General features: G+C 69.9%; 18 protein-coding genes and 2 pseudogenes. 14 read left to right on the forward strand and 6 right to left on the reverse strand.

What is annotated here, in order from left to right:
- The first annotated feature begins 9 nt into the window (after positions 1–9).
- Together NQ151_RS14070 and NQ151_RS14075 are read left to right on the forward strand one after the other, a co-directional pair.
- Positions 10–2,487: an MMPL family transporter gene (locus tag NQ151_RS14070; protein WP_257528467.1), complete on the forward strand. Its 2,478-nt coding sequence runs from the start codon at positions 10–12 to the stop codon at positions 2,485–2,487.
- A 17-nt stretch (positions 2,488–2,504) separates the two neighbouring features.
- On the forward strand, positions 2,505–3,974 hold the full coding sequence (locus NQ151_RS14075; protein ID WP_257528468.1) for an alanine/glycine:cation symporter family protein: 1,470 nt from the start codon (positions 2,505–2,507) through the stop codon (positions 3,972–3,974).
- On the opposite strand, the pseudogene NQ151_RS14080 reads toward NQ151_RS14075, so the two are convergent.
- The 3 genes and pseudogenes from NQ151_RS14080 to NQ151_RS14090 all read right to left on the reverse strand — a co-directional run.
- Positions 3,971–4,144 (reverse strand): annotated as a pseudogene (locus NQ151_RS14080) (DUF899 domain-containing protein); the annotation flags it as partial. The gene NQ151_RS14075 and the pseudogene NQ151_RS14080 sit on opposite strands and share 4 nt — an antisense overlap.
- A 45-nt stretch (positions 4,145–4,189) precedes the next feature.
- Positions 4,190–6,037: a YhgE/Pip domain-containing protein gene (locus NQ151_RS14085; protein ID WP_257528469.1), complete on the reverse strand. Its 1,848-nt coding sequence runs from the start codon at positions 6,035–6,037 to the stop codon at positions 4,190–4,192.
- Positions 6,034–6,654 (reverse strand): hypothetical protein, encoded by a 621-nt coding sequence (locus tag NQ151_RS14090; protein WP_257528470.1) that lies wholly within the window; start codon positions 6,652–6,654, stop codon positions 6,034–6,036. Before NQ151_RS14090 ends, NQ151_RS14085 begins: the two co-directional genes overlap by 4 nt.
- 131 nt (positions 6,655–6,785) lie before the next feature.
- On the opposite strand from NQ151_RS14090, the gene NQ151_RS14095 reads away from it, so the two are divergent.
- The 10 genes from NQ151_RS14095 (at position 6,786) to NQ151_RS14140 (ending at position 17,721) form a co-directional block, all read left to right on the forward strand.
- Positions 6,786–6,986, forward strand: coding sequence for a hypothetical protein (locus NQ151_RS14095; RefSeq protein WP_257528471.1), 201 nt, complete (start codon positions 6,786–6,788; stop codon positions 6,984–6,986).
- Positions 6,983–7,072 carry a potassium-transporting ATPase subunit F gene (locus NQ151_RS14100; RefSeq protein WP_257528472.1) on the forward strand — a complete coding sequence of 30 codons (90 nt, stop codon included), beginning with the start codon at positions 6,983–6,985 and terminating at the stop codon, positions 7,070–7,072. Before NQ151_RS14095 ends, NQ151_RS14100 begins: the two co-directional genes overlap by 4 nt.
- Complete coding sequence (kdpA, locus tag NQ151_RS14105) at positions 7,072–8,745, forward strand: potassium-transporting ATPase subunit KdpA (protein ID WP_257528473.1); 1,674 nt, start codon at positions 7,072–7,074, stop codon at positions 8,743–8,745. Before NQ151_RS14100 ends, kdpA begins: the two co-directional genes overlap by 1 nt.
- A 1-nt stretch (position 8,746) precedes the next feature.
- Positions 8,747–10,897, forward strand: a complete 2,151-nt coding sequence (gene kdpB / locus NQ151_RS14110) for a potassium-transporting ATPase subunit KdpB (protein ID WP_257528474.1) — start codon at positions 8,747–8,749, stop codon at positions 10,895–10,897.
- A gap of 22 nt (positions 10,898–10,919) precedes the next feature.
- Positions 10,920–11,534, forward strand: a complete 615-nt coding sequence (gene kdpC, locus NQ151_RS14115) for a K(+)-transporting ATPase subunit C (RefSeq protein ID WP_257528475.1) — start codon at positions 10,920–10,922, stop codon at positions 11,532–11,534.
- 3 nt (positions 11,535–11,537) lie between these two features.
- Complete coding sequence (locus NQ151_RS14120) at positions 11,538–14,039, forward strand: DUF4118 domain-containing protein (RefSeq protein WP_257528476.1); 2,502 nt, start codon at positions 11,538–11,540, stop codon at positions 14,037–14,039.
- The gene (locus NQ151_RS14125) at positions 14,036–14,728 is read left to right on the forward strand and encodes a response regulator (RefSeq protein WP_257528477.1); all 693 of its coding nucleotides are present in this window, start codon (positions 14,036–14,038) and stop codon (positions 14,726–14,728) included. Before NQ151_RS14120 ends, NQ151_RS14125 begins: the two co-directional genes overlap by 4 nt.
- A 53-nt stretch (positions 14,729–14,781) precedes the next feature.
- A complete protein-coding gene (locus NQ151_RS14130) occupies positions 14,782–15,663 on the forward strand; it encodes an SDR family NAD(P)-dependent oxidoreductase (protein ID WP_257528478.1) in 882 nt (293 codons plus the stop codon).
- 79 nt (positions 15,664–15,742) lie between these two features.
- The gene (locus tag NQ151_RS14135; protein ID WP_257528479.1) at positions 15,743–17,431 is read left to right on the forward strand and encodes an FAD-dependent oxidoreductase; all 1,689 of its coding nucleotides are present in this window, start codon (positions 15,743–15,745) and stop codon (positions 17,429–17,431) included.
- The gene (locus tag NQ151_RS14140; protein ID WP_257508989.1) at positions 17,428–17,721 is read left to right on the forward strand and encodes a metal-sensitive transcriptional regulator; all 294 of its coding nucleotides are present in this window, start codon (positions 17,428–17,430) and stop codon (positions 17,719–17,721) included. Before NQ151_RS14135 ends, NQ151_RS14140 begins: the two co-directional genes overlap by 4 nt.
- Positions 17,722–17,754: 33 nt before the next feature.
- On the opposite strand, the gene NQ151_RS14145 is transcribed toward NQ151_RS14140, so the two are convergent.
- The 3 genes from NQ151_RS14145 to NQ151_RS14155 all read right to left on the reverse strand — a co-directional run bounded on the left by NQ151_RS14145 (position 17,755) and on the right by NQ151_RS14155 (position 19,871).
- Positions 17,755–19,074 (reverse strand): HNH endonuclease signature motif containing protein, encoded by a 1,320-nt coding sequence (locus NQ151_RS14145; RefSeq protein ID WP_257528480.1) that lies wholly within the window; start codon positions 19,072–19,074, stop codon positions 17,755–17,757.
- Positions 19,075–19,175: 101 nt separating this feature from the next.
- Positions 19,176–19,397: a LacI family DNA-binding transcriptional regulator gene (locus tag NQ151_RS14150; protein WP_257528481.1), complete on the reverse strand. Its 222-nt coding sequence runs from the start codon at positions 19,395–19,397 to the stop codon at positions 19,176–19,178.
- Between the two features lie 96 nt (positions 19,398–19,493).
- Positions 19,494–19,871: a MerR family transcriptional regulator gene (locus NQ151_RS14155; RefSeq protein ID WP_257528482.1), complete on the reverse strand. Its 378-nt coding sequence runs from the start codon at positions 19,869–19,871 to the stop codon at positions 19,494–19,496.
- 186 nt (positions 19,872–20,057) lie between these two features.
- On the opposite strand from NQ151_RS14155, the pseudogene NQ151_RS16785 reads away from it, so the two are divergent.
- Positions 20,058–20,525 (forward strand): annotated as a pseudogene (locus tag NQ151_RS16785) (MFS transporter); the annotation flags it as partial.
- Positions 20,515–21,177, forward strand: coding sequence for an MFS transporter (locus NQ151_RS14160; RefSeq protein WP_257528483.1), 663 nt, complete (start codon positions 20,515–20,517; stop codon positions 21,175–21,177). The pseudogene NQ151_RS16785 and the gene NQ151_RS14160, both read left to right, overlap by 11 nt.
- Positions 21,178–21,278: the final 101 nt, after the last annotated feature.

Here is a 21,278-nt window from a genome sequence, read left to right on the forward strand (position 1 = left end):
AGGCATCCCGTGGCCAACCTTCTGTTCCGCCTGGGCACGTTCAGCGCGCGCCGCGCCTGGACGGTCATCGTCGGCTGGGTGATCGTGCTGGGTATGGCCGGCGGCGCATTCCTCGCCTTCGGCGGCTCGCTCGCCTCGAGCTTCAGCATCCCCGGCACCGAGACCGAGCGGGTCAACGAGCAGCTGTCGGACACGTTCCCCGAGTTGACCGGCGCGAGCGCCACCGCGGTGTTCGCCACCGACGACGGCTCCGCCTTCAGCGCCGAGCAGCAAGACGAGATCGCCGCACTGCTGGATGACATCGCCGGCGTCGAGGGCGTCGCCGGTGTCACCGATCCGTTCTCGGTGGAATCCGAGCGGGCACAACAGGCGCAGCAACTCGACGAGGGGCGGGCCCAGCTGGATGCCGGCATCGCCGAGCTCGACGCCGCCGAGGCGCAGCTGACGGCCGGACAGCAGCAGCTGGATGCCGCGATCGCGCAGGCCCAGGCGGCCGGCATGTATGACATGGCCGCAGCGCAGTTCGCGCAGCAGCAGGCTCAGCTGGATGCCGGCCTGGCACAGATCGAGACGGGCCGCACCGAGATCGCCGAGCAGGCAGCCCTCCTCGAGGACGGCGCCGCGCTCATGGCGCTGGCCGACGAGATCCGCGTCGTCTCGGCCGATGAGGCCACGGCGCTGGGCGTCATTCAGCTCGACGCGACCATGTTCGACCTGCCCCAGTCGGTGCGCGATGAAGTGGCCGGCCTGCTCGAGTCCGCCGACATCGCCGGCGTGAACATCGACTATTCCTCCACCCTCGCCGCAACGACGGAAGGCCTCATCGGGGTCGGCGAGATCGTCGGCGTCGTCATCGCCGGGCTGGTCCTGCTGATCATGATGCGGGCGTTCCTGCCCGCCATCACTCCGCTGCTCAGCTCGATCGTCGGGGTCGGCGTCGGTGTGGCCGGGTCGCTCGCGTTCTCCGGCGTGGTCGACATGGCATCGGTCACCCCGATCCTCGGCATCATGCTCGGCCTGGCCGTCGGCATCGACTATTCGCTCTTCATCATGAACCGGCACCGCACCCAGGTGCTGGCCGGCATGGAGATCGGCGAATCGGTCGGGCTGGCCAACGGCACCGCCGGCAACGCGGTGGTCTTCGCCGGATCAACGGTGATCGTGGCACTGGTGGCGCTGCTGGTCACCGGCATCCCGTTCCTCGGGGTCATGGGCATCGTCGGCGCCGTCTGCGTGCTCATCGCAGTGCTGGTCTCGGTGACCTTCACCCCCGCGCTGCTGGGGCTGCTCGGCACCCGGGTGCTCACCCGCAAGGCCCGCGGCACGATCGGTCACCCCGACCACGTCAACCGTGGGGTGCGCCCGATGCGCACGCCGCGGGCGATCGCGGCGGCGGCGCTGGCGATCATCGCGCTGCTGGTCATCGCGATCCCCGCCCTGTCGATGCGTCTGGGCCTGCCCGATGGGTCCAGTGAGGCCACCGACACCACGCAGTACCGCGCCTACAAGACCATCGAAGCCGAGTTCGGCGCGGGACAGAACGGGCCGCTGCTGGTCGTGGCGGAGATGCCCGAAGCCGTCGCCGAGGCCGACCAGGCCGGCACGCAGATCGTGCTCGGCACGGCGCTGTCGGAGCAGGACGGCGTCGTGGCGGTCGCCCCGGTAGCCGTCTCGGACGATGGCACCGTGTTCGCGTTCCAGGTGGTCCCCGAGGGCGGGCCCACCAGCACGACGACCGAGCAGCTGGTGCAGAACCTGCGCTCGCTGTCCCCGGTCGACGGCGAGATCACGCTGGGGGTCGCCGGACAGGCATCGGGCAACATCGACGTGTCGGAGAAGCTCGCCGACGCGCTGCCGGTGTACCTCGTCGTCGTGGTCGGCCTGTCGCTGCTGATCATGATCCTGGTGTTCCGCTCGATCCTGGTGCCGGTGATCGCCACCGCCGGGTTCGTGCTGTCGCTGTTCGCCGCGCTCGGCGCGGTGACCGCGATTTACCAGTGGGGGTGGCTGGGCGACCTGTTCGGCGTGCACGACCCCGGACCGGTGCTGAGCTTCGCGCCGATCATCATCATGGGCGTGCTGTTCGGCCTGGCGATGGACTACCAGCTGTTCCTGGTGTCGGGCATGCGCGAGGCGTACGTTCACGGCATGCCGGCGCGCGCCGCCGTGGTCGCGGGGCTGCGCAGCGGCCGGGCGGTCGTCACGGCCGCCGCGATCATCATGGCCTCGGTGTTCGGCGGCTTCGTCTTCAGCCACCTGGGCATGGTGCGCCCGCTCGGATTCGGGCTGGCGATCGGCGTACTGTTCGACGCGTTCGTGGTGCGCATGGTGCTGGTGCCGGCCGTCATGCACCTGTGCGGCAACGCCGCGTGGTGGCTGCCGAAGTGGCTGGACCGCATCATGCCCGACGTCGATGTCGAGGGCGCCGCTCTCGAGCGCGCGCACCCCGTGCACGGCGTGGCGGCGGAAGAGCCGGTACGCGCGTAGTCAGTCAGACTTGACGGATGGATTCCCTGAACGAAGCGGTGCTGACCGGCGGCGACACCCTGTGGACCTGGGTGGTGCTGCCGGTCCTCGCCGTGCTCGGCGTGTACTTCACGGTGCGCTCCGGGGTGGTGCAGTTCCGGATGATCCCGGAGATGTTCCGCACCCTCACCGACCGCACCCCGCGCGCGGAAGACGGCACGCCCCAGTCGGTATCGGCTTTCCAGGCGTTCACGCTGTCCGCGGCCTCCCGCGTGGGCGTCGGCAACATCGCCGGCGTCGGCACCGCCATCGCGATCGGCGGGCCCGGCGCGGTGTTCTGGATGTGGACCATGGCGTTCATCGGCGGAGCGTCGAGCTTCGTCGAGTCGACCCTCGGCCAGCTGTACAAGGTGCGTGACAAGGACGGCTTCCGCGGCGGTCCCGCCTATTACATGCAGCACGGACTCAAGGCGCGGTGGATGGGCATCCTCTTCGCCGTCATCCTCATCGTCTGCTTCCCGTTCGCGTTCAGCTCCCTGCAGGCCAACACGATCAGCGCGACGGTATCGGCGAGCTTCGGCGGCGAGGTGACCTGGATCCCGTGGGTCGTGGGCGCAGTGCTGGCCACCCTGACCGGGCTCATCGTCTTCGGCGGGCTGCGGCGCATCGCGCACGTCACCCAGGCGGTCGTTCCGGCGATGGCGCTGGGGTACCTGCTGCTCGGGCTCGTGGTGGTCGGGATGAACATCGAGCGCCTCCCCGAGGTGTTCCTGTCGATCTACACCGAGGCGTTCGGGTTCAACGAGGTGGTCGGCGCCACGCTGGGCGTCATCATCATGAACGGCGTCAAGCGCGGCATGTTCTCCAACGAGGCGGGGCTGGGGTCGGTCCCCAACGCCAGCGCGACGGCGGCGGTCACCCACCCGGTCAAGCAGGGGCTCGTGCAGACCCTCGGCGTCTACTTCGACACGTTCCTGGTGTGTTCGATCACGGCATTTATCATCCTGGTGGCCACGCCCGACCTCGCCGGGGCGGAGCGCGGCATCGGGCTGACGCAGGATGCCATCGTCAGCACGCTCGGATCGTGGTCGAACGTGCTCCTGAGCATCATCATCTTCCTGCTCGCGTTCAGCTCGATCCTCGGCAACTACTACTACGGGGAGTCCAACATCGAGTTCATCTCCCCGAAGCGCCGTTTCCTGCAGGTGTACCGGGTGCTCGTCGTGGCGGTGGTCTTCCTCGGGTCGATCGCGTCGGCCGACCTCATCTGGAACACCGCCGACGGCGTCATGGGCCTCATGGCGCTGGTGAACCTGGTGGCGATCGCGTTGCTGTCCGGCGTCGCGTTCAAGCTCCTGCGCGACTACACGCAACAGCGACGCGAGGGGCGCAACCCCGTCTTCACGCGTGACCGGCTTCCCGGCGTCGAGGGCATCTCGTGCTGGGAGACCGAGCTGGGCGTCACCGGCCCCCTCCCCCAGCCCGACGCGAAGTCCCCGCGGCGCTAAGGCCCGTACAGGCGCGCGATATCGGGTGAATCCAGCCACCCCGAGGACGCCGGCGCCTGCGGCCACCCCTCCGGCGAGTCCTGCCAGTCCTCCTGCCGGCCCCAGGGCAGCAGGTCGATCAGCGGAAAGATGTGGCTGAGCTGCTCGGCGCCGCGGCCGTCGGTGTGCCATCGCGGGGCTGCTCGCCGCTCCGCGGTAGCCGCACGGCGCTTACCTCACGCCAGGATGCTGGGCTCCAGATCGGCGAGGGTGCGGTAGCGGGTCTTGCGCGCGACAGCGATGCCGGTGAGCACGAGCCCCACAAGCAGCCAGCTGACGAGCACCGTGGCGTCGGTGATGGTGCGGGACAAGTCGCCGCCGTACATGAACTGCCGCATGCCGTCGACGACGTAACTCATCGGCAGCAGGTTGTGCACGAAAGCGAGCGGCCCGGGCAGCGTCTGCCAGGGGAACGTCCCGCCGGCGGTCACCAACTGAACCACCATCATCACCAGCCCCAAGAATTGGCCCACCTCTCCCCACCAGACGTTCAGCGCCAGGATGATGGCGGTGTAGGTGAGCGAGGCGAGCATCATGATGCCGAGGGTGCCCAGCGGATAGACCATCGGGAAGTCCAGCGCGAACATCAGCACCAGGAACAGCAGGCTCATCTGCACCAGGCCGAACATCCCGGGCGTCAGCCAGCCGGCGAGGGTGATGCGCACCGGCGAGTGCAGCGCCGTGACGGCGCGGCGCGAGATGGGCTTGACGATGAGGAACAGTGCGTAGATGCCGATCCAGCCGGCCAGCGCTCCGAAGAACGGAGCCAAGCCGGCACCATAGTTGGCCGCGCGGGCGACGCCGTCGGTCTCGAGCTTGATCGGGTCGGCGATCGTCTGCGCCTGCTGCTGCCGCAGGTCCGCGCTGCTGTCGGGGATCTCGGACGCGCCGCTGTCGAGCCCGTCGCGCAGTTGCACGGTGCCCGACGACAGCGTCGCCGCGCCGTCGCGCAGCGTGCCGGTGCCGTCGTAGAGGGTGCCGAGCCCGGAGCGCAGTGTCGCGAGTCCGTCGCGCAGCGTGACGGCGCCGCTGGCGAGTTCCGCGCTGCCGCTGGAGAGCTCGTCGATCTGCCCGACGACCTGATCCACCCGCTGATCCCCGGCCCGGATGCCGGCGCCGACGACATCGAGCCTGGACAGCACGGCATCGATCGTCGCCTGGTCCAGGCCCAGCGCGCCGAGGTCGGTGGCGATGTCTGACCGCGCCTGCGGCAGGTCGGCGGTGAGCTGGTCGACGACCCCCCGCACCCGGTCGGCGGCCGCGGCGATCTCGGCGTTGCCGCCGGCCACCCGGGCGGCCCCGTCGGCGAGAGTGCCGGCGCCGGCCTCCAGCTCGGCTGCACCGTTGACGGCAGTGCCTGCCCCATCGAACAGCTGCACGGCGCCGCCTGCGAGTTCGGCAGCGCCGGTTGCCAGTTCGGCGGCGCCTTGTCCTGCCTCGACGATCTTGCCGCGGATGGTGGAGATCGAATCGAGCAGGGTGGATGCCGCCTCCTGGCCCACCTCCTGCGCGACTGCCGTGCGGATCTTCTCCACCGCCTGTGAGCCGATGGTGCTCGCCAGATAGCTGTTCGCGTCGTAGGTCTCGAGGATGATCTCGGCCTGACGCGGGTCGTCTCCGGCGATCGAGGTGAGCGCCGTGGAGAAACCCGCCGGGAGCGTGATGGCGAAGTCGTACTCGTTGTTCTGCAGGCCGGACTGCGCCTGCTCACTGGAGACCCGATGCCAGTTGAAGTCGCCCCGCTTGAGCAGCTCGTCGGCCACCTCGTCGCCGACGTTGCGGGCGGGGGTGTCCCCATCGGCGGGCGCACCGCTGTCTTCGACCACGAGGGCGACCGGAATGTCGGAGAGCTTCGCGTAGGGGTCCTGATTGGCCCAGAGGTACAGCCCGCCGTAGATGATCGGCACGATGACGAGGGCGGAAAGCGCGAGCGCGGACATCTTCGTGGAGATCAGGCGCCGCACCTCTGCGGCGATCATCTGCGGCACCTTCAGATGCGGCACCGGGAACGACCGACCCCTCATGCGCGATCCTCCTCATCGTCCGCTGTCTGCGCGGCGCCGATCACGGTGGCCGAGGCGTCGCCGGCGATCATGAGCATCGCGAAGCCGCGAGCGGCCAGCGCCTGCGCCTGTTCCCACCAGACCAGGGGATGCCCGCCGTGGCGGTCTGGAGCGACGACCACGAGCCCTTCCACCCCGGCCCGCAGCAGGGCGAGTTCCGTCATCAGGTGGATCCGCTCCCGCGGGGGCACGTTGGCGATCGGCAGGCGCGCCAACTGCTCCAGGTCCTGCCCGCGCAGCCAGCGCCGCACGGCGCGGTGGCCGGCAGTGCGCCCGGCGAACATGAGCTCCTCCGCGGTGACGCCGGCGACGGTCACCCGGGGGGCGGGTTCGGAGACGTCGGGCGCGTCGACCAGGGCGACCCGGCGACGGATGTCGGCGGCATCCGCCAGCCCGTCGATCTCGATGCTGCCGGAGTCGGGACGCATGCGGCCGGCGGCGAGCAGGCCCAGCACAGTGGGCCGCTGCTCGGTCTCGGCCCGCGCGAGGGTGGCCAGCCCGGTTTCGAAGACGAGCGTCGTGGGCGGCAGCGCCTGACCGTCACGTCCCTTGCTCACCTCGTGCAGTTCGATCCTCATGGCAGGCCTCCCCCGCTGGCGACGCGTGGCTGTGGAGGCTGAGTCTCGTGTGCCGCCCCCCGCGCGTCCACCCCCTGGTGGCGCAGGCGGCGGCCGCGTAGGAGTGCCGTTAGGTTTCGCCCTGCACCCGTATGGCTTCCGTTAGGACGGGCCTCCGCGGCGGCCGCGCGGAGTTGGATCAGGAGTTGCGTCCCGTCGGACGTGCGGCATCCACCCGTGTGCCGGACCTTGCGAACTGGAGTCTTTTCGTGCTTGACCTCGTCTACGTACTCGGCGTGATCGCCCTGTTCGTGACCGTCGGCCTGCTGGGGAAGGCGGTGGAGAAGCTGTGATCGTGTTCGAGCTTCTCGCTGTCGCCCTCGGTGTGGCCGCGATCGCGTACCTTCTGTTCGCCCTCGTGAAGCCGGAGCGGTTCTGATGGGGTGGCTGTATGCGGCCCTCGGCCTGCTGACCGTCGCCGTCGTCCTCGGCGTGCTGTACCGCCCGCTGGGCGACTACATGGCGTGGGTGTACACCTCGCGCAAGGACTGGAGGCTTGAGCGCGGCATCTACACGGTGATCGGGGTGGATGCCAGGGCGCAGCAGTCCTGGCAGGCGTACCTGCGCGGGGTGCTCGCCTTCTCGGCCGTGGGCCTGCTCATCGTCTATGGGTTGCAGCGCCTTCAGCAGTGGCTGCCCTACTCGCTGGGGCTGCCCGCTGCGAGCGAGCACCTGTCGTTCAACACCGCCGCCTCGTTCGTGGGCAACACCAACTGGCAGTCCTACTCGCCGGAGCTGACCCTCGGGTACTCCGTGCAGATGGCGGGTCTGGCAGTGCAGAACTTCACTTCGGCGGCCGTGGGCATGGCCGTCGCGATCGCCGTGGTGCGCGGCCTGGCCTATCGCCGGTCCGGCACGATCGGCAACTTCTGGGTCGACCTCACTCGCGGCATCCTGCGCATCCTGCTGCCGCTGTCCGCGGCCGCGGCGATCGTGCTGATGATCGGCGGGGTGATCCAGAACTTCAACGGGTTCGGTGAAGTCACCACCCTGACCGGCGGCGTGCAGACGATCCCGGGCGGCCCCACCGCATCCCAGGAGGCCATCAAGCTGCTGGGCACCAACGGCGGCGGGTTCTTCAACGCCAACTCCGCGCACCCGTTCGAGAACCCGACCGCGTGGACGAACCTCTTCCAGGTGCTGCTGATGCTCGTCATCCCGTTCGCGCTGCCCCGCACGTTCGGGCGGATCGTCGGCGACAATCGCCAGGGCTACGCGATCCTCGCGGTGATGGCGGTGCTGTTCACGCTGTCGTTCGCGATCCTCACGGTGCTCGAATCCAACGGTCAGGGCAGCGCGCCCGGGCTCGCCGGAAGCGCGATGGAGGGCAAGGAGCAGCGCTTCGGCATCCTCGGGTCGACGCTGTTCGCCACCACCAGCACGGCCACCTCCACCGGTGCCGTCAACTCGATGCACGACTCTTTCACCGCACTGGGCGGCATGATGCCGATGCTGAACATGATGCTCGGCGAGGTCACCCCCGGTGGCGTCGGCTCCGGCCTGTACGGCCTGCTGGTGCTCGCGGTGGTCGCCGTGTTCGTCTCGGGTCTGCTGATCGGGCGCACTCCGGAGTACCTCGGAAAGAAGATCGGACCGCGCGAGATCAAGCTCGCGGCGCTCTACATCCTCGTGATGCCGACCCTGGTGCTCACCGGCACCGCGCTGAGCTTCGCCCTCCCCGGCATCCGCGAGGAGGTCGAGTCCGTCTCGATCTACAACCCCGGCGTGCACGGCATGTCCGAGGTGCTGTACGCGTTCGTGTCCGCCGCGAACAACAACGGCTCCGCCTTCGCAGGCCTCACCGCCAACACCCCCTGGCTGAACACTGCCCTGGGGGTCACGATCCTGCTCGGCCGGTTCCTGCCGATCGTGTTCGTCCTGGCCCTGGCCGGCTCCTTCGCCGCCCAGGACACCGTTCCCGCCACCGCCGGCACCCTCCCCACTCACCGACCGCAGTTCGTCGGGATGCTGGCTGTGGTGACCGTGCTGCTGACCGCACTGACCTTCTTCCCCGTTCTCACGCTGGGCCCCCTGGCCGAAGGGCTGATCTGACATGTCCACCACTCTCACCTCGCCCGCACCTCACGTGCAGCGCCCCGCCCCCACGCGCGGCGCGTTCTCCTGGGCGCAGCTGGGCGCCGCCATCCCAGGCGCGTTCCGCAAACTCGATCCGCGCCGGCAGTGGCGCAACCCGGTGATGTTCCTCGTCTGGGTCGGCGCCGCGCTGACCACGACGATCGCCGTCGCCGAACCCTTCCTGGGCGGTCCGGCCGACTCCGGCGGCACGCCGGTGCCGTGGTCGTTCACCTGGGCGATCGCCATCTGGCTGTGGCTCACGGTGCTGTTCGCGAACCTCGCCGAATCCGTGGCCGAGGGCCGCGGCAAGGCGCAGGCCGAGACGCTGCGCCAGACCCGCACCAGCACCACCGCCCACCGCGTGGCCACGTACGACGCGAGCGATGACCCGGCGGCGCTGGCCACCGGCACGACCGACGTGTCCAGTGCCGACCTCCGGCTCGGGGACACCGTGGTGGTCTCGGCAGGGGAGCACATCCCCGGCGACGGCGACATCGTGTGGGGCATCGCCTCGGTCGACGAGTCGGCCATCACCGGCGAATCCGCTCCGGTGATCCGCGAATCCGGCGGCGACCGCTCCGCCGTCACCGGCGGCACGCGGGTGCTGTCGGACCGGATCGTGGTGCGGATCACGTCGAAGCCCGGTGAGACGTTCGTGGACCGCATGATCGCGCTCGTCGAGGGCGCGGCGCGGCAGAAGACGCCGAACGAGATCGCGCTGTCGATCCTGCTGGCATCTCTGTCGATCATCTTCGTCGTGGTCGCCCTGACGCTGAACCCGATCGCGTCGTATGCCGCGGCCCCCGTCAGCATCACGGTGCTCATCGCGCTGCTGGTGTGCCTCATACCCACCACCATCGGCGCCCTGTTGTCCGCGATCGGCATCGCGGGCATGGACCGGCTGGTGCAGCGCAACGTGCTGGCGATGTCGGGCCGTGCCGTCGAGGCGGCGGGCGATGTCACGACGCTGCTGCTGGACAAGACCGGCACCATCACCTACGGCAACCGTCGCGCCGCCGAGTTCGTCGGCATGACTGGGGTCGCCGACCAGGATCTGATCCGCGCGGCGGCGCAGTCGTCGCTGGCGGATCCGACCCCCGAGGGCGTGTCGATCGTCGACCTGGCCACGCTGCAGGGTGTGAGCATCGATGGCCTGGCGACCGGCGACATCGTGCCGTTCACCGCGCAGACCCGCATGTCGGGGCTGGACCTGCCGGGCGGCACCCAGATCCGCAAGGGTGCCGGATCCGCGGTCGTGGCGTGGCTGGAATCGGAGGGCCGGCGCCTGCCATCGAGCGTGGTCGCCGAACTCGACGAGCACACCGAGCGCATCGCCCGCTCCGGCGGCACTCCGCTGGTCGTCGCCATCCGCTCCGGCAGTGGCGACGGGGAGGTGCTCGGTGTCGTCCACCTCAAGGACATCGTCAAGGAGGGACTCACCGAGCGCTTCGCCCAGCTGCGGTCGATGGGCATCCGCACCGTCATGGTCACCGGCGACAACCCGCTGACCGCCGCGGCCATCGCGAAGGAGGCCGGTGTCGACGACTTCCTCGCCGAGGCCACCCCCGAGGACAAGCTCGCCTACATCCGCGCCGAGCAGGCCGGCGGCAACCTCGTGGCGATGACCGGCGACGGCACCAACGACGCACCCGCGCTCGCGCAGGCCGACGTCGGGGTCGCGATGAACACCGGCACGTCGGCGGCGAAGGAGGCCGGCAACATGGTCGACCTCGACTCCGACCCGACCAAGCTCATCGACATCGTGCGCATCGGCAAGCAGTTGCTCATCACCCGAGGGGCGCTGACCACCTTCTCGATCGCGAACGACCTCGCGAAGTACTTCGCGATCATCCCGGCGATGTTCATGGGGGTCTTCCCCGGCCTCGCGGCACTGAACATCATGGGCCTGCACTCGCCGGCATCCGCCGTGCTGTCGGCGATCATCTTCAACGCGGTGGTCATCGTCGCTCTCGTGCCGCTGGCGCTGCGCGGTGTGACCTACCGCCCCCAGGGTGCCTCGAAGACCCTCGGCCGCAACCTGCTCATCTACGGCGTCGGCGGAGTCGTGGCGCCCTTCATCGGAATCTGGCTGATCGACCTCGTCGTCCGCCTGATCCCCGGCTTCTGAGCCCCCGAGGAGGGAGCGAACAATGAACACATCGACTCGTTCGACCGGCCGCACCGTCTGGGTCGCCGGACGCGCCATGGCGGTCTTCACCCTGATGCTCGGCATCGGCTACACGCTCGTGATCACCGGGGTGGGGCAGCTGATCCTGCCCGCTCAGGCAAACGGCTCCCTGGTGCGGGACGGTGACGGGGAACCGGTCGGCTCCGCGCTGATCGGCCAGCCCTTCACGGATGCCGACGGCGCACCGCTGCCGGAGTACTTCCAGCCCCGCCCATCGGCAGCCGGAGACGGCTACGACGGCGGTGCGTCGTCGGGGTCCAACCTCGGCCCCGAGAACGACGACCTGATCGCGTCGATCACCGAGCGCAAGGCGCAGGTGGCCGAACTCAACGGGGTCACCGAGGACGAAGTGCCCGCCGATGCGGTCACCGCGTCTGGTTCGGGCCTGGATCCCCACATCAGCCCGGAGTACGCCGCGATCCAGATCGACCGCGTGGCCGCCGAACGCGGCCTCGACGCCGAGCAGGTGCGGGAGCTGGTCGCCGACCACAGCACCGGGCGAACACTCGGGTACCTCGGGGAACCGGTTGTGAACGTGCTGGAGCTTAATCTGGCTCTGGACGAGCTGGAGGGCTGACACATGAACGGACGGGGGCGGCTGCGCGTGCTGCTGGGCGCCGCCCCCGGCGTCGGCAAGACCTACACGATGCTCGAAGAGGGCAGGCGGTTGGTCGGCGAAGGCAAAGATGTGGTCGTCGCGGTCGTGGAAACCCACGGCCGCGCGGCCACGTCCGCCATGACGCTGGGGCTGGAGATCCTCCCCCGCCGCACGGTGTCCCACCGCGGCGTGGAACTGACCGAGCTGGACATCGACGCCGTCCTCGCGCGGCGCCCGCAGGTCGCGCTCGTGGACGAGCTCGCGCACACGAACGCCCCCGGCTCCCGCAACGACAAGCGCTGGCAGGACGTCGACGAGCTGCTGGATGCCGGCATCGACGTGATCTCCACCGTCAACATCCAGCACATCGAGTCACTCAACGACGTCGTGGAGCAGATCACGGGTGCACCGCAGCGCGAGAGCATCCCGGATGCCGTGCTGCGGCGCGCCGACCAGGTGGAGGTGATCGACCTCGCGCCGCAAGCGCTGCGGGATCGCCTCGCGGGGGGACTCGTCTATCCCGCCGAACGGATCGACGCGGCCCTTTCCAACTACTTCCGGCTCGGCAACCTCACCGCGCTGCGGGAGCTCGCGCTGCTGTGGCTGGCCGACGAGGTGGACCAGGCGCTGAAGAACTACCGCGCCGAACAGGGCATCGACAGCAAATGGGAGGCCCGCGAACGCGTCGTGGTCACCCTCACCGGCGGGCCGGAGGGCGAGACGCTGCTGCGCCGCGGCGCCCGCATCGCCGCCCGCTCGGCCGGCGGCGAGCTGCTCGCCGTGCATGTGACCAGCCAGGACGGACTGCGCAGCGCGAACCCCGCGGCGCTGGCCCAGCAGCGGGCCCTCGTCGAGACGCTCGGCGGCACGTTCCATCAGGTGGTGGGAGACGACGTCCCGGCGGCGCTGGTCGACTTCGCCAAGTCGGTCAACGCCACGCAGCTGGTCATCGGCGTCAGCCGCCGCAGCAGGCTGTCGGCACTGCTGACCGGTCCGGGGATCGGCGCGACGGTCATCCGGGAAGCCGGCAACATCGACGTGCACATCGTCAACCACGATGCCGCCGGTGGCAGGTTCGCGCTGCCCCGCATGGGCGGCGCGCTGACGATGCGACGGCGCGTCGCGGGGTTCGTGCTCGCGCTGATCTGCGGTCCCCTGCTCACCTGGCTGCTGGTGGCGCTGCGCAGCGCGGAGTCGATCACCAGCGACGTGCTCGCCTACCAGCTGCTGGTCGTCGTGGTGGCCCTGGTCGGTGGCGTCTGGCCCGCCATGTTCGCCGCCGTGCTGTCCGGCCTCACCCTGGACTTCTTCTTCATCGCGCCGCAGTTCACGATCAGCGTCAGCGACCCGCTGCACCTGCTGGCGCTGGCGCTGTACCTCGTCAACGCGATCCTGGTGAGCTACGTCGTGGACCGCGCGGCCAGGCAGACCCGCGCCGCTCGTCGCTCGGCCGCCGAGTCCGAACTGCTGCAGACGATCGCCGGCAGTGTGCTGCGAGGGCAGGGCGCGGTGCAGGCGATCGTCGAGCGCACCCGCGAGGCTTTCGGGCTCGCCGGGGTGCGGCTGGTCCTCGACGGAGCCGTGCTCGCCCGCAGCGGCGAGCCACTCGCGGACGAGCACCACGTCGTCATGCCGGTGGGCGAGCGGGCCCGCCTGGAACTGCACGGCCCCGACCTGGAGGCATCCGAACAGCGTCTGCTCGCCGTCATCGTCGCCCAACTCAAAGCGGCCCTCGAACACGATGCGCTCGCATCGGCGGCGAGCGAGATCGCACCGCTGGCCGCCTCGGACCGGGTGCGCACCGCGCTGCTGTCGGCACTCAGCCACGATCTGCGTCGCCCGTTGGCCGCCGCGACTGCTTCGGTCAGCGGCCTGCGCGCCGCCCGCAACGCGCTGACGGAAGAAGATCGCGACGAGCTCGTCGCGACCGCCGACGAGAGCCTCACCACCCTCGCGGCACTGGTCACCGACCTCCTCGATGTGAGCCGGCTGCAGGCGGGGGTCCTGGCGATCTCGACCGCCCCCGTCGATCCTGCCGACACGATCCTCCCCGCCCTCGAGGAGCTCGACACCGATCCTCGCCTCGTCGAGCTCGACTTGGACGACACCGTTCCACCGGTGGATGCCGACCCGGTGCTGCTGCAGCGCGTCATGGTGAACCTGCTCGCCAATGCGCTGCGCCACGCCCCGGAGGGCACGAAGGTGCGCATCGCCACCAGCGCGTTCGCACGCACCGTGGAGATCCGGGTCGTCGATCACGGGCCGGGCATCCCCGCCGATCGGCGCGATGATGTGTTCGTGCCTTTTCAACGTCTCGGCGACACCGACAACACCGCCGGGCTCGGCCTGGGTCTGGCACTGTCGAAGGGTTTCGTGGAGGGGATGGGCGGCACCCTCACTCCGGAGGACACCCCGGGCGGCGGCCTGACCATGGTGATCTCACTGCCCGCCTTCGCGCCATCCCCAGAAGGCGCACAGTCGTGAAGATCCTGATCGCGGACGACGATCCGCAGATCCTGCGGGCGCTGCGGATCACCCTCACCGCCAAGGGTTACGAGATTTTCACCGCGACCGACGGCACCGAGGCCATCGCGGCCGCGATCGACCATCACCCCGACCTGTACCTGATCGACCTGGGCATGCCGCGGTTCGATGGCATCGCCGTCATTCAGGCCATCCGCGGCTGGTCGGAGGCGCCCATCCTCGTCGTATCGGGCCGTTCCGGGGCCGCCGACAAGGTCGAGGCGCTGGATGCCGGTGCCGACGACTACGTGACGAAGCCGTTCTCGGTGGAAGAGCTGCTGGCAAGGATCCGGGCACTCACCCGCCGCACCCCGCAGCACTCCCCCGACCCCGTCGTCTCGTTGGGGGACGTGACCGTGGATCTCGCCTCGCGCGACGTCACGCGCGCAGTCGACGGGCGCACCGATCACATCCGCCTCACCCCCACCGAGTGGCAGGTGCTCGAGCTGCTCATCCGCAACCCCGGCAAGCTCGTCACCCGTCAGACGCTGCTCACCAGCATCTGGGGGTCCACCCATGTCGCCGACACCGGCTATCTGCGGCTGTACATGTCGCAACTGCGCAAGAAGCTCGAGCCGGACCCGGGGTCGCCGCGCTACCTCATCACGGAGGCCGGCATGGGCTACCGGCTCGATCTGCACCCGGCCTGATCACGAGTGCTCCGGCTTCTTGCCACGCAGCAACGCACGCCATAGCATCCGGTATGGCATCCCGGCGTAACGCCCGACGACTGGAGCCTTCGCCGCCCAGCGGCACCGCACCGACCCGCACGGCACTCATCACCGGAGCCGCCACGGGCATCGGCCTTGCGACAGCACGAGCGCTCTCGGAAAACGGGTGGCGGGTGATCGGGACGGCGCTTCCCGGGCAGGACGTCACATCGCTGCGCGACCTCGACCGCACCACCGTGCTCGAAGTCGACCTGACCGACGACGAATCGCTCCGGGTACTGCTCGACGCCGTGGTTGCGCAACCACGCCTCGACGCGGTGGTCAGTAACGCGGGACTCGCCGTGCCCGGACCGATCGAAGGCCTCCCCGCCGACCAGCTGCGGCGGCAACTCGAGATCAACACGATCGCGCCCGCGGTGCTCGCCCGGGCGCTCCTTCCGCAGTTGCGGGCAACGGGAGGCGGGATGGTGTTCGTCGGAGCCGGGCAGGGCCGGGTGGCCCTCCCCTTCGGCGGCGCCTACGGTGCCAGCAAGGCGGCGTTGGCCGCGCTCACCGATGCACTTCGCGCGGAGGTCGCCGGCTCCGGTGTCAGCGTGAGCCTGATCGAGCCGGGGGCGGTTCGCACCGGCATCCTGACCGACAGCACCGCTCGCGGCCACGAGGTGCTCGACGGCATGCCCGCCGACGTCGCCGGCCACTATCGAGCTCCGATGCTGGCGACATTCCAGCGCGCTGAGCAGGCATTCCGCACCGCGGCGGCGCCGGAGGACATCGCCCGGCTGATCGCGACGATCCTCGACACCCGGACACCGAAACCACGCCATCTCATCGGCCGGGAGGCCCGCGCGCTCGCGCTGATCGCCCTGTTGCCCTCGAGCTGGCGCGCCCGAATCGTGCAACGTCTCGCGCGCTGAAGGCCGGGCGAATTGCCACGTCCGGCGGCATGGTCGAGAATACCCTGGGGGGTATCCAACCCCGGACTTGGAGACACACATGTGCCGACCGCTGAAGATCGTCATCGTCGGGGGCGTCGCCGCAGGCATGTCCGCCGCCACCCGGCTGCGCCGTCTGGATGAGACAGCCGAGATCGTCGTGTTCGAGCAGGGCGATCATGTGAGCTTCGCCAACTGCGGACTGCCGTACTTCGTCGGCGGCGTCATCGCCGAGCGGGACTCCCTGCTGCTGCAGACGCCGGAGTCGCTCCGGTCGCGCTTCGCGATCGACGTGCGGGTCGGTCATGCGGTCACCGCTGCCGATCGTGCGGCGCGCACGGTGACGGCGCGCGATCTGCGCACCGGAGCGACCGCCACCCACGCGTACGACTACCTGATCCTGGCGGTCGGCGCTGAGCCTCGCGAACGCGGCGGTTACGGCGACGATGGCCCCCCGGTCGTGACGTTGCGCACGATCGACGACGTCGACCGGATCACCGCCGTCCTCGCCGCGCGCGCGGCCACCCCGACCCGCGCCGTAGTCATGGGCGCGGGGTTCATCGGGGTGGAGGCGACCGAGAACCTGGTGCGGCGCGGCCTTGAGGTCACGCTCGTACAGCGCGGCCGGCACGCACTGAGCCCGCTGGATCCCGAGATGGCCGCCCCCGTCGTCGACGAGTTGGCCCGTCACGGCGTGGACGTGCGCACCCGCACGACCGTGGACCGAGTCGATGCGTCGGGAGTGGAGTTGTCGGACGGGACGACCGTCGACGCCCAGCTCGTGATCGATGCGCGCGGCGTCGCGCCGGCGTCGCAGCTCGCCCGGGCAGCGGGTCTGACGATCGGCACGTCGGGCGGCATCAGCGTCGACGGCCACCACCGGACGGACGATCCCCGCATCTTCGCCGTCGGGGACGCCGCGGAGAAGACGGATGCCGTCTCCGGCGAACCGACGCTCGTGACGATGGCGGGCCTCGCCAACCGGCATGGTCGCGCAGCGGCGGACGTCATCGGCTGGGAGACCGGGCGCGTCGACGTCGCTCCCGCTCCCGCGTCCGGCGCGTTCGGCACGGCCATCGTCGGCCTGTTCGACCTGACGATCGCGATGGTCGGCTGGAGCGAGCAGCGACTTGTCGATGCGGGCCGGCCGCACCACGTGATCCACACCCACCCCACCGACCACGCCGGCTACTATCCCGGCGCCGACCGCATGGCCATCAAGACGATGGTCGATCCCGATACCGGTCGCATCCTCGGCGCGCAGATCGTGGGCGGCAGTGGTGTGGACAAGCGCATCGACGTGATCGCGACAGCGATGCATGCGGGTCTGCCGGCCGCGGAACTCGCGAACCTGGAGTTGGCCTATGCGCCGCAGTACGCCAGCGCGAAGGACCCCGTGAACATGGTCGGCTACATCGCCGGCAATCTTGCCGCGGGCGTCAGCGAGACCCTGCAGTGGCACGAGCTCGACGCCGCCCTCGCCGCAGGGGCGACCCTCATCGACGTCCGCGCCCCGCACGAGTACGACGCCGGGTGCATCCCGGGAAGCGTCAACATCCCGCTCGATACGATCCGCGACGAGTCGGCTTCACTTCCTCAAGGCGACCTGATCGTCCATTGCCAGGTCGGACAGCGCGGTCACACCGCGGCGAGGATCCTCACCCAGCGCGGCCGTCGAGTGCGCAATCTCGACGGCGGCTACCTCACCTGGAAGGCCGGCAGCACCATGAACCTGCGGGAGTACGCATGACCGATACGACGCCCGACGAGGCCGCCGAGATCCGCCGGGCCGTCAACCGACTCAAGCGAGCCCGCGGTCAGCTGACCGGGGTGATCGATGCCATGGAGTCGGGCGCAGACTGCCGTGAGGTGGTGATCCAACTCGCCGCGGTCGGCAAGGCAATCGATCGCGCCGGGTTCTCGGTGATCAGCACTGCGATGCGCAAGTGCGTCACGACTGACGACGACGCTACGGAAGGGGCCGATGCCGGCGGCGTGAGCGTCGCCGAGTTGGAGCGGCTGTTCCTCTCACTCGCCTGACCCCGCCCGCGTGGGCAGGCGGGTGCCCCGCACCTAGAACGGTGGGGGTGCGCCGCTGCTGGCCGCGGCGATGAACTCCAACGTGCGCTGCGGGATGTCGCGGTAGACCCTCCCGGTGGGGCTGGTCCACACCAGGATCCCGCCGGGGTGTTGTTCCACGGTCCAGGCGGTGTTGTGTTTGAGCATGTGGTGCCGTTTGCACAGGTGGGCGAGGTTGCACACCCGGGTGGGGCCGCCGTGGGCGTAGTCGACGGTGTGGTCGATGTCGCAGTGCCACACCGCGGCGCGGCAGCCGGGGAACCGGCAGTGCTCGTCCCTGCCCCGCAGGAACCGGCGTTGCGCCCTGGAGGGCCGGTAGGTGTCGGTGTTGTCGATCGCGCCGGTGCGGGGGTCGGTGAGCATCCGTTGCCAGGCGGTGGCGTGGGAGGCGAGGTGGCGGGCGGTGTCCGGGTCCATCGGCCCGTGCCCCACGAACGTGGCGGGAACGTCCGCGCCGGTCAGGGTCGCGGCGGGCACGGTGACCTGGATGTGCGCGACGATCGCATCCGTCTCACACACGGTCCCGTCGGACGCTGCCGCGGTGGCGTGCCCGGTGAGCAGAAGGTCACTGAGCACATCGGCGCGGCGCTGATCCATCGTGCGGTCGTCGGGTTCCCCGGCGTCCGCTCCGTCCACGTGGTCCGCCCCGTCGGCCTCGGCGTCCTGTTCCAGGAGCATCCGGGCGCACTGGGTGATCCGGTCCATGATCCCGTGGACGAGGTGCGCGGGGAGGATCGCGCCGAGTTCGGCCATACCGTCCGCCAGGTCGTGCACCCACACCCGGCGGGCTTCCGCCGCCGTCGCATACCGTTCCACGAACGGAACAGGGTCGATGCGTTGCGCGAGCGCGAGGATCGCCGGTCGCGCCCGCCCCGCGGTCTCGTTCTCCGCGACCGCGAGGGCGGCCTGTTCGAACAGGGCGCGGGCGTCGGGGTCGGTGAGCCGGGCGCCGGCTTCTTCGATCACCCGCAGGTGCCCGATGTCGATGCGGCCCTCCGCCAGTGCGGTGACGGTGGCGGGGAACCGGTCGCGCATCACGGTCGCCTGGTGGATGCGGTTCTGCATCCCCCGATCCGACCGGCGGGTCGCCGCGGCAAGCTCCGCCGCCATCGACCGCAGCGGCAGTTCCCGCTCCCGCTGCGACGAGAGCGGGATGCGGGCAGTTTCCGCCGCCGCGATGTCCCCGGCGCGGCCCAGCAGCACCAGTTGGCGGGCCTGGATCGCGGCGAGCTGCCGGTCGGTCTCCACCATCTCCGCGACCACCGCGAACGCCGACATCACGTCGGTCGGGGTGGTGGTCGGGGAGGTGTTCATACCCCAATCCTGCCGACCCCCTCCGACATCGACAGGCCTAAAACCCAGGTCCCACCCGCATTGTGGAAAACTCGCGAAACTATCTCCTGGGGAGGAGACCCTCAAGACGCGGTGGCATCCCGGGTGCGCCCGGCCCGGGCACGGGCCAGCGACCGCGCGGCCGGATTCGGTGCATAAGCGAGGTCACTGACCGCCTGGTTCACAGCAGTGCGCGTGCGCGCACTCACCTTTTCGTCATCGTTGATCACCCGCGACACGGTCGACCTCGATACGCCGGCCGCGGCGGCGACATCCCCGATGGTCGGGGCGCGATGGTCGTTCATGGCAGTCCCTCCTCCCGGCGCGCGGTGCGCCCGCACTGAGACGTCGAACGGCACGCCGCAGACTCGACACCCCACCACAAGGAAAAAGGAGAACGGCTAGGACACCTCGCGCACCTGTGCAGGTCGCACCTGGTCCAGATACCGCGCGACCGAGTCACGACTGCGCTTGAGGCACGAGAGACGCTCCTCGATGGCGGTGAGTTCCTCCGCCAGTTCCTCGGCGAGCGCGATCGAGCAGGATGCCGGCACGCCCTGCTCACTTTGCCGCTCGATGTCGAGCACGATCCGCGCCATCCGGGTCGACAGCCCCGATTGCACGAGGGCGCGCACCCGCGATGCGAGCTCGACATCCGACGCGTCATACGCGCGGTACCCGTTCGACGTGCGCCGCGAGCTGATGAGCCCCTGCTGCTCGTAATAGCGCAGCATTCGAGTGGGGATGCCGGTTCGTTCCGACAGTTCGCCGATCTTCATGTGTCCGTCTGCTCCGTTGCTCTTGACATTGACATTGGTGTCAGACTCTAGCCTCGACGCATGACCACCTCAACGGCCCCCGTGCGGACGCCTGGACAGACGGGGCACCTGCCGCTGCGCCCCCTCCTGATCCTCAGCCTCGCCGTCCTTGTCACGGTCACGGCGGAGTCCCTTCCGGCGGGTCTCATGCCCGAGATGTCGGCGGATCTGGGCGTGCCGCCGGTGCAGATCGGGCTGCTCATCTCGGTATGGGCCCTGACCGTCATCGTGACGAGCATCCCGCTCGCGCGTGCCACCGCGCGCTTGGACAGGCGGCTTGTCGTGGGCATCTCGCTCGCGACGTTCGCGCTGGCGAACCTCGCGACCGCGCTCTCGCCCGGCTACGAGTTCGCCCTCGCCACCCGCATCGCCGCCGCCCTCTCCCACGGACTCTTCTGGGCCGTCGTGATCGTCTACGCCAGCGCCCTGCTGGCACCGCCGCATCTGGGCCGGGGCCTGGCGATCGTCGCGGCCGGCGGCACGGCCGCGACGGTCGTGGGCCTGCCGGCCGCCACCTTGCTCGCCCAGGCGCTGGGCTGGCGCGCGACGTTCGTCGTGCTGGGTTCGGTCGCACTGCTGCTCGGCGTCGTCGTCGTAGCGGGGCATGCCCCGCTACCAGCCGGCGACACCACCACGCGGCAAGGGCAACCGGCTGTGGGGCGACCCGTCACTTCCCGCCCTGGCCGCCTTCGGCGTCGCGGCGATCCTCATCGCGGCGGCACAGTTCGCGTCCTTCACCTACATCCGCCCCTATCTCGAGACCTCCGCCTCGATCGACGCGCAGTGGGCGGCCGGGCTGCTGTTCGTCTACGGCGCGGCCGGCATGGTGGGCGTCATCATCGCCGGGTTCCTCGCAGACCGCTTTCCACGCAGTTCGTTCGCGATGACCCTGATGTTGTTCGCCGTCGCGTTCGCCACCCTGGCGATCGCCCCGGGAACGCTCTGGGCGGTCGTGGCCGGCCTCGTCGTCTGGGGCTTCGCACTGGGTGCGATCTTCCCGCTGCTGCAGACGACGCTGATGCGGGTCGCGACGGACAACACCCGCACCCTCGCGGGAGCGGGGATCGTGGTGTTCTTCAACGTCGGCATCGCCGTGGGTCCGTGGTTCGGCGGCCTTCTCGGTGGTGAAACCGCGCCGACGGTGAACATGGCGGCATCCGCCGTCGCGATGCTCGTTGCTGCGGCGCTCGGCGTCGTCGGCTTCCTGCTCGCCCGTCGAGACCTCCCCCGCGGACACCTCGCCGACCCGGATGCCGCCACGGACTGAGCCCGGCTATGGACGCGGGTCGATCGCGCCGGACTGGCGCATTTCGGTGCGGGCGCGATCGCGGTCATCCCCGAAGACCTCGAAACATCGAGGCTTCACGA

Source organism: Microbacterium sp. zg-YB36, assembly GCF_024623575.2.
Classification (GTDB): domain Bacteria; phylum Actinomycetota; class Actinomycetes; order Actinomycetales; family Microbacteriaceae; genus Microbacterium.

Coding starts and splice junctions, on each gene's coding strand:
- NQ151_RS14085 (WP_257528469.1), bottom strand. CDS start 6,037: ATGAGGGGTCGGTCGTTCCCGGTGCCGCATCTGAAGGTGCCGCAGATG.
- NQ151_RS14075 (WP_257528468.1), top strand. CDS start 2,505: ATGGATTCCCTGAACGAAGCGGTGCTGACCGGCGGCGACACCCTGTGG.
- NQ151_RS14135 (WP_257528479.1), top strand. CDS start 15,743: ATGTGCCGACCGCTGAAGATCGTCATCGTCGGGGGCGTCGCCGCAGGC.
- NQ151_RS14155 (WP_257528482.1), bottom strand. CDS start 19,871: ATGAAGATCGGCGAACTGTCGGAACGAACCGGCATCCCCACTCGAATG.
- kdpC (WP_257528475.1), top strand. CDS start 10,920: ATGAACACATCGACTCGTTCGACCGGCCGCACCGTCTGGGTCGCCGGA.
- NQ151_RS14145 (WP_257528480.1), bottom strand. CDS start 19,074: ATGAACACCTCCCCGACCACCACCCCGACCGACGTGATGTCGGCGTTC.
- kdpA (WP_257528473.1), top strand. CDS start 7,072: ATGGGGTGGCTGTATGCGGCCCTCGGCCTGCTGACCGTCGCCGTCGTC.
- NQ151_RS14120 (WP_257528476.1), top strand. CDS start 11,538: ATGAACGGACGGGGGCGGCTGCGCGTGCTGCTGGGCGCCGCCCCCGGC.
- NQ151_RS14160 (WP_257528483.1), top strand. CDS start 20,515: ATGCCCCGCTACCAGCCGGCGACACCACCACGCGGCAAGGGCAACCGG.
- kdpB (WP_257528474.1), top strand. CDS start 8,747: ATGTCCACCACTCTCACCTCGCCCGCACCTCACGTGCAGCGCCCCGCC.
- NQ151_RS14150 (WP_257528481.1), bottom strand. CDS start 19,397: ATGAACGACCATCGCGCCCCGACCATCGGGGATGTCGCCGCCGCGGCC.
- NQ151_RS14090 (WP_257528470.1), bottom strand. CDS start 6,654: ATGAGGATCGAACTGCACGAGGTGAGCAAGGGACGTGACGGTCAGGCG.
- NQ151_RS14140 (WP_257508989.1), top strand. CDS start 17,428: ATGACCGATACGACGCCCGACGAGGCCGCCGAGATCCGCCGGGCCGTC.
- NQ151_RS14130 (WP_257528478.1), top strand. CDS start 14,782: ATGGCATCCCGGCGTAACGCCCGACGACTGGAGCCTTCGCCGCCCAGC.
- NQ151_RS14095 (WP_257528471.1), top strand. CDS start 6,786: ATGGCTTCCGTTAGGACGGGCCTCCGCGGCGGCCGCGCGGAGTTGGAT.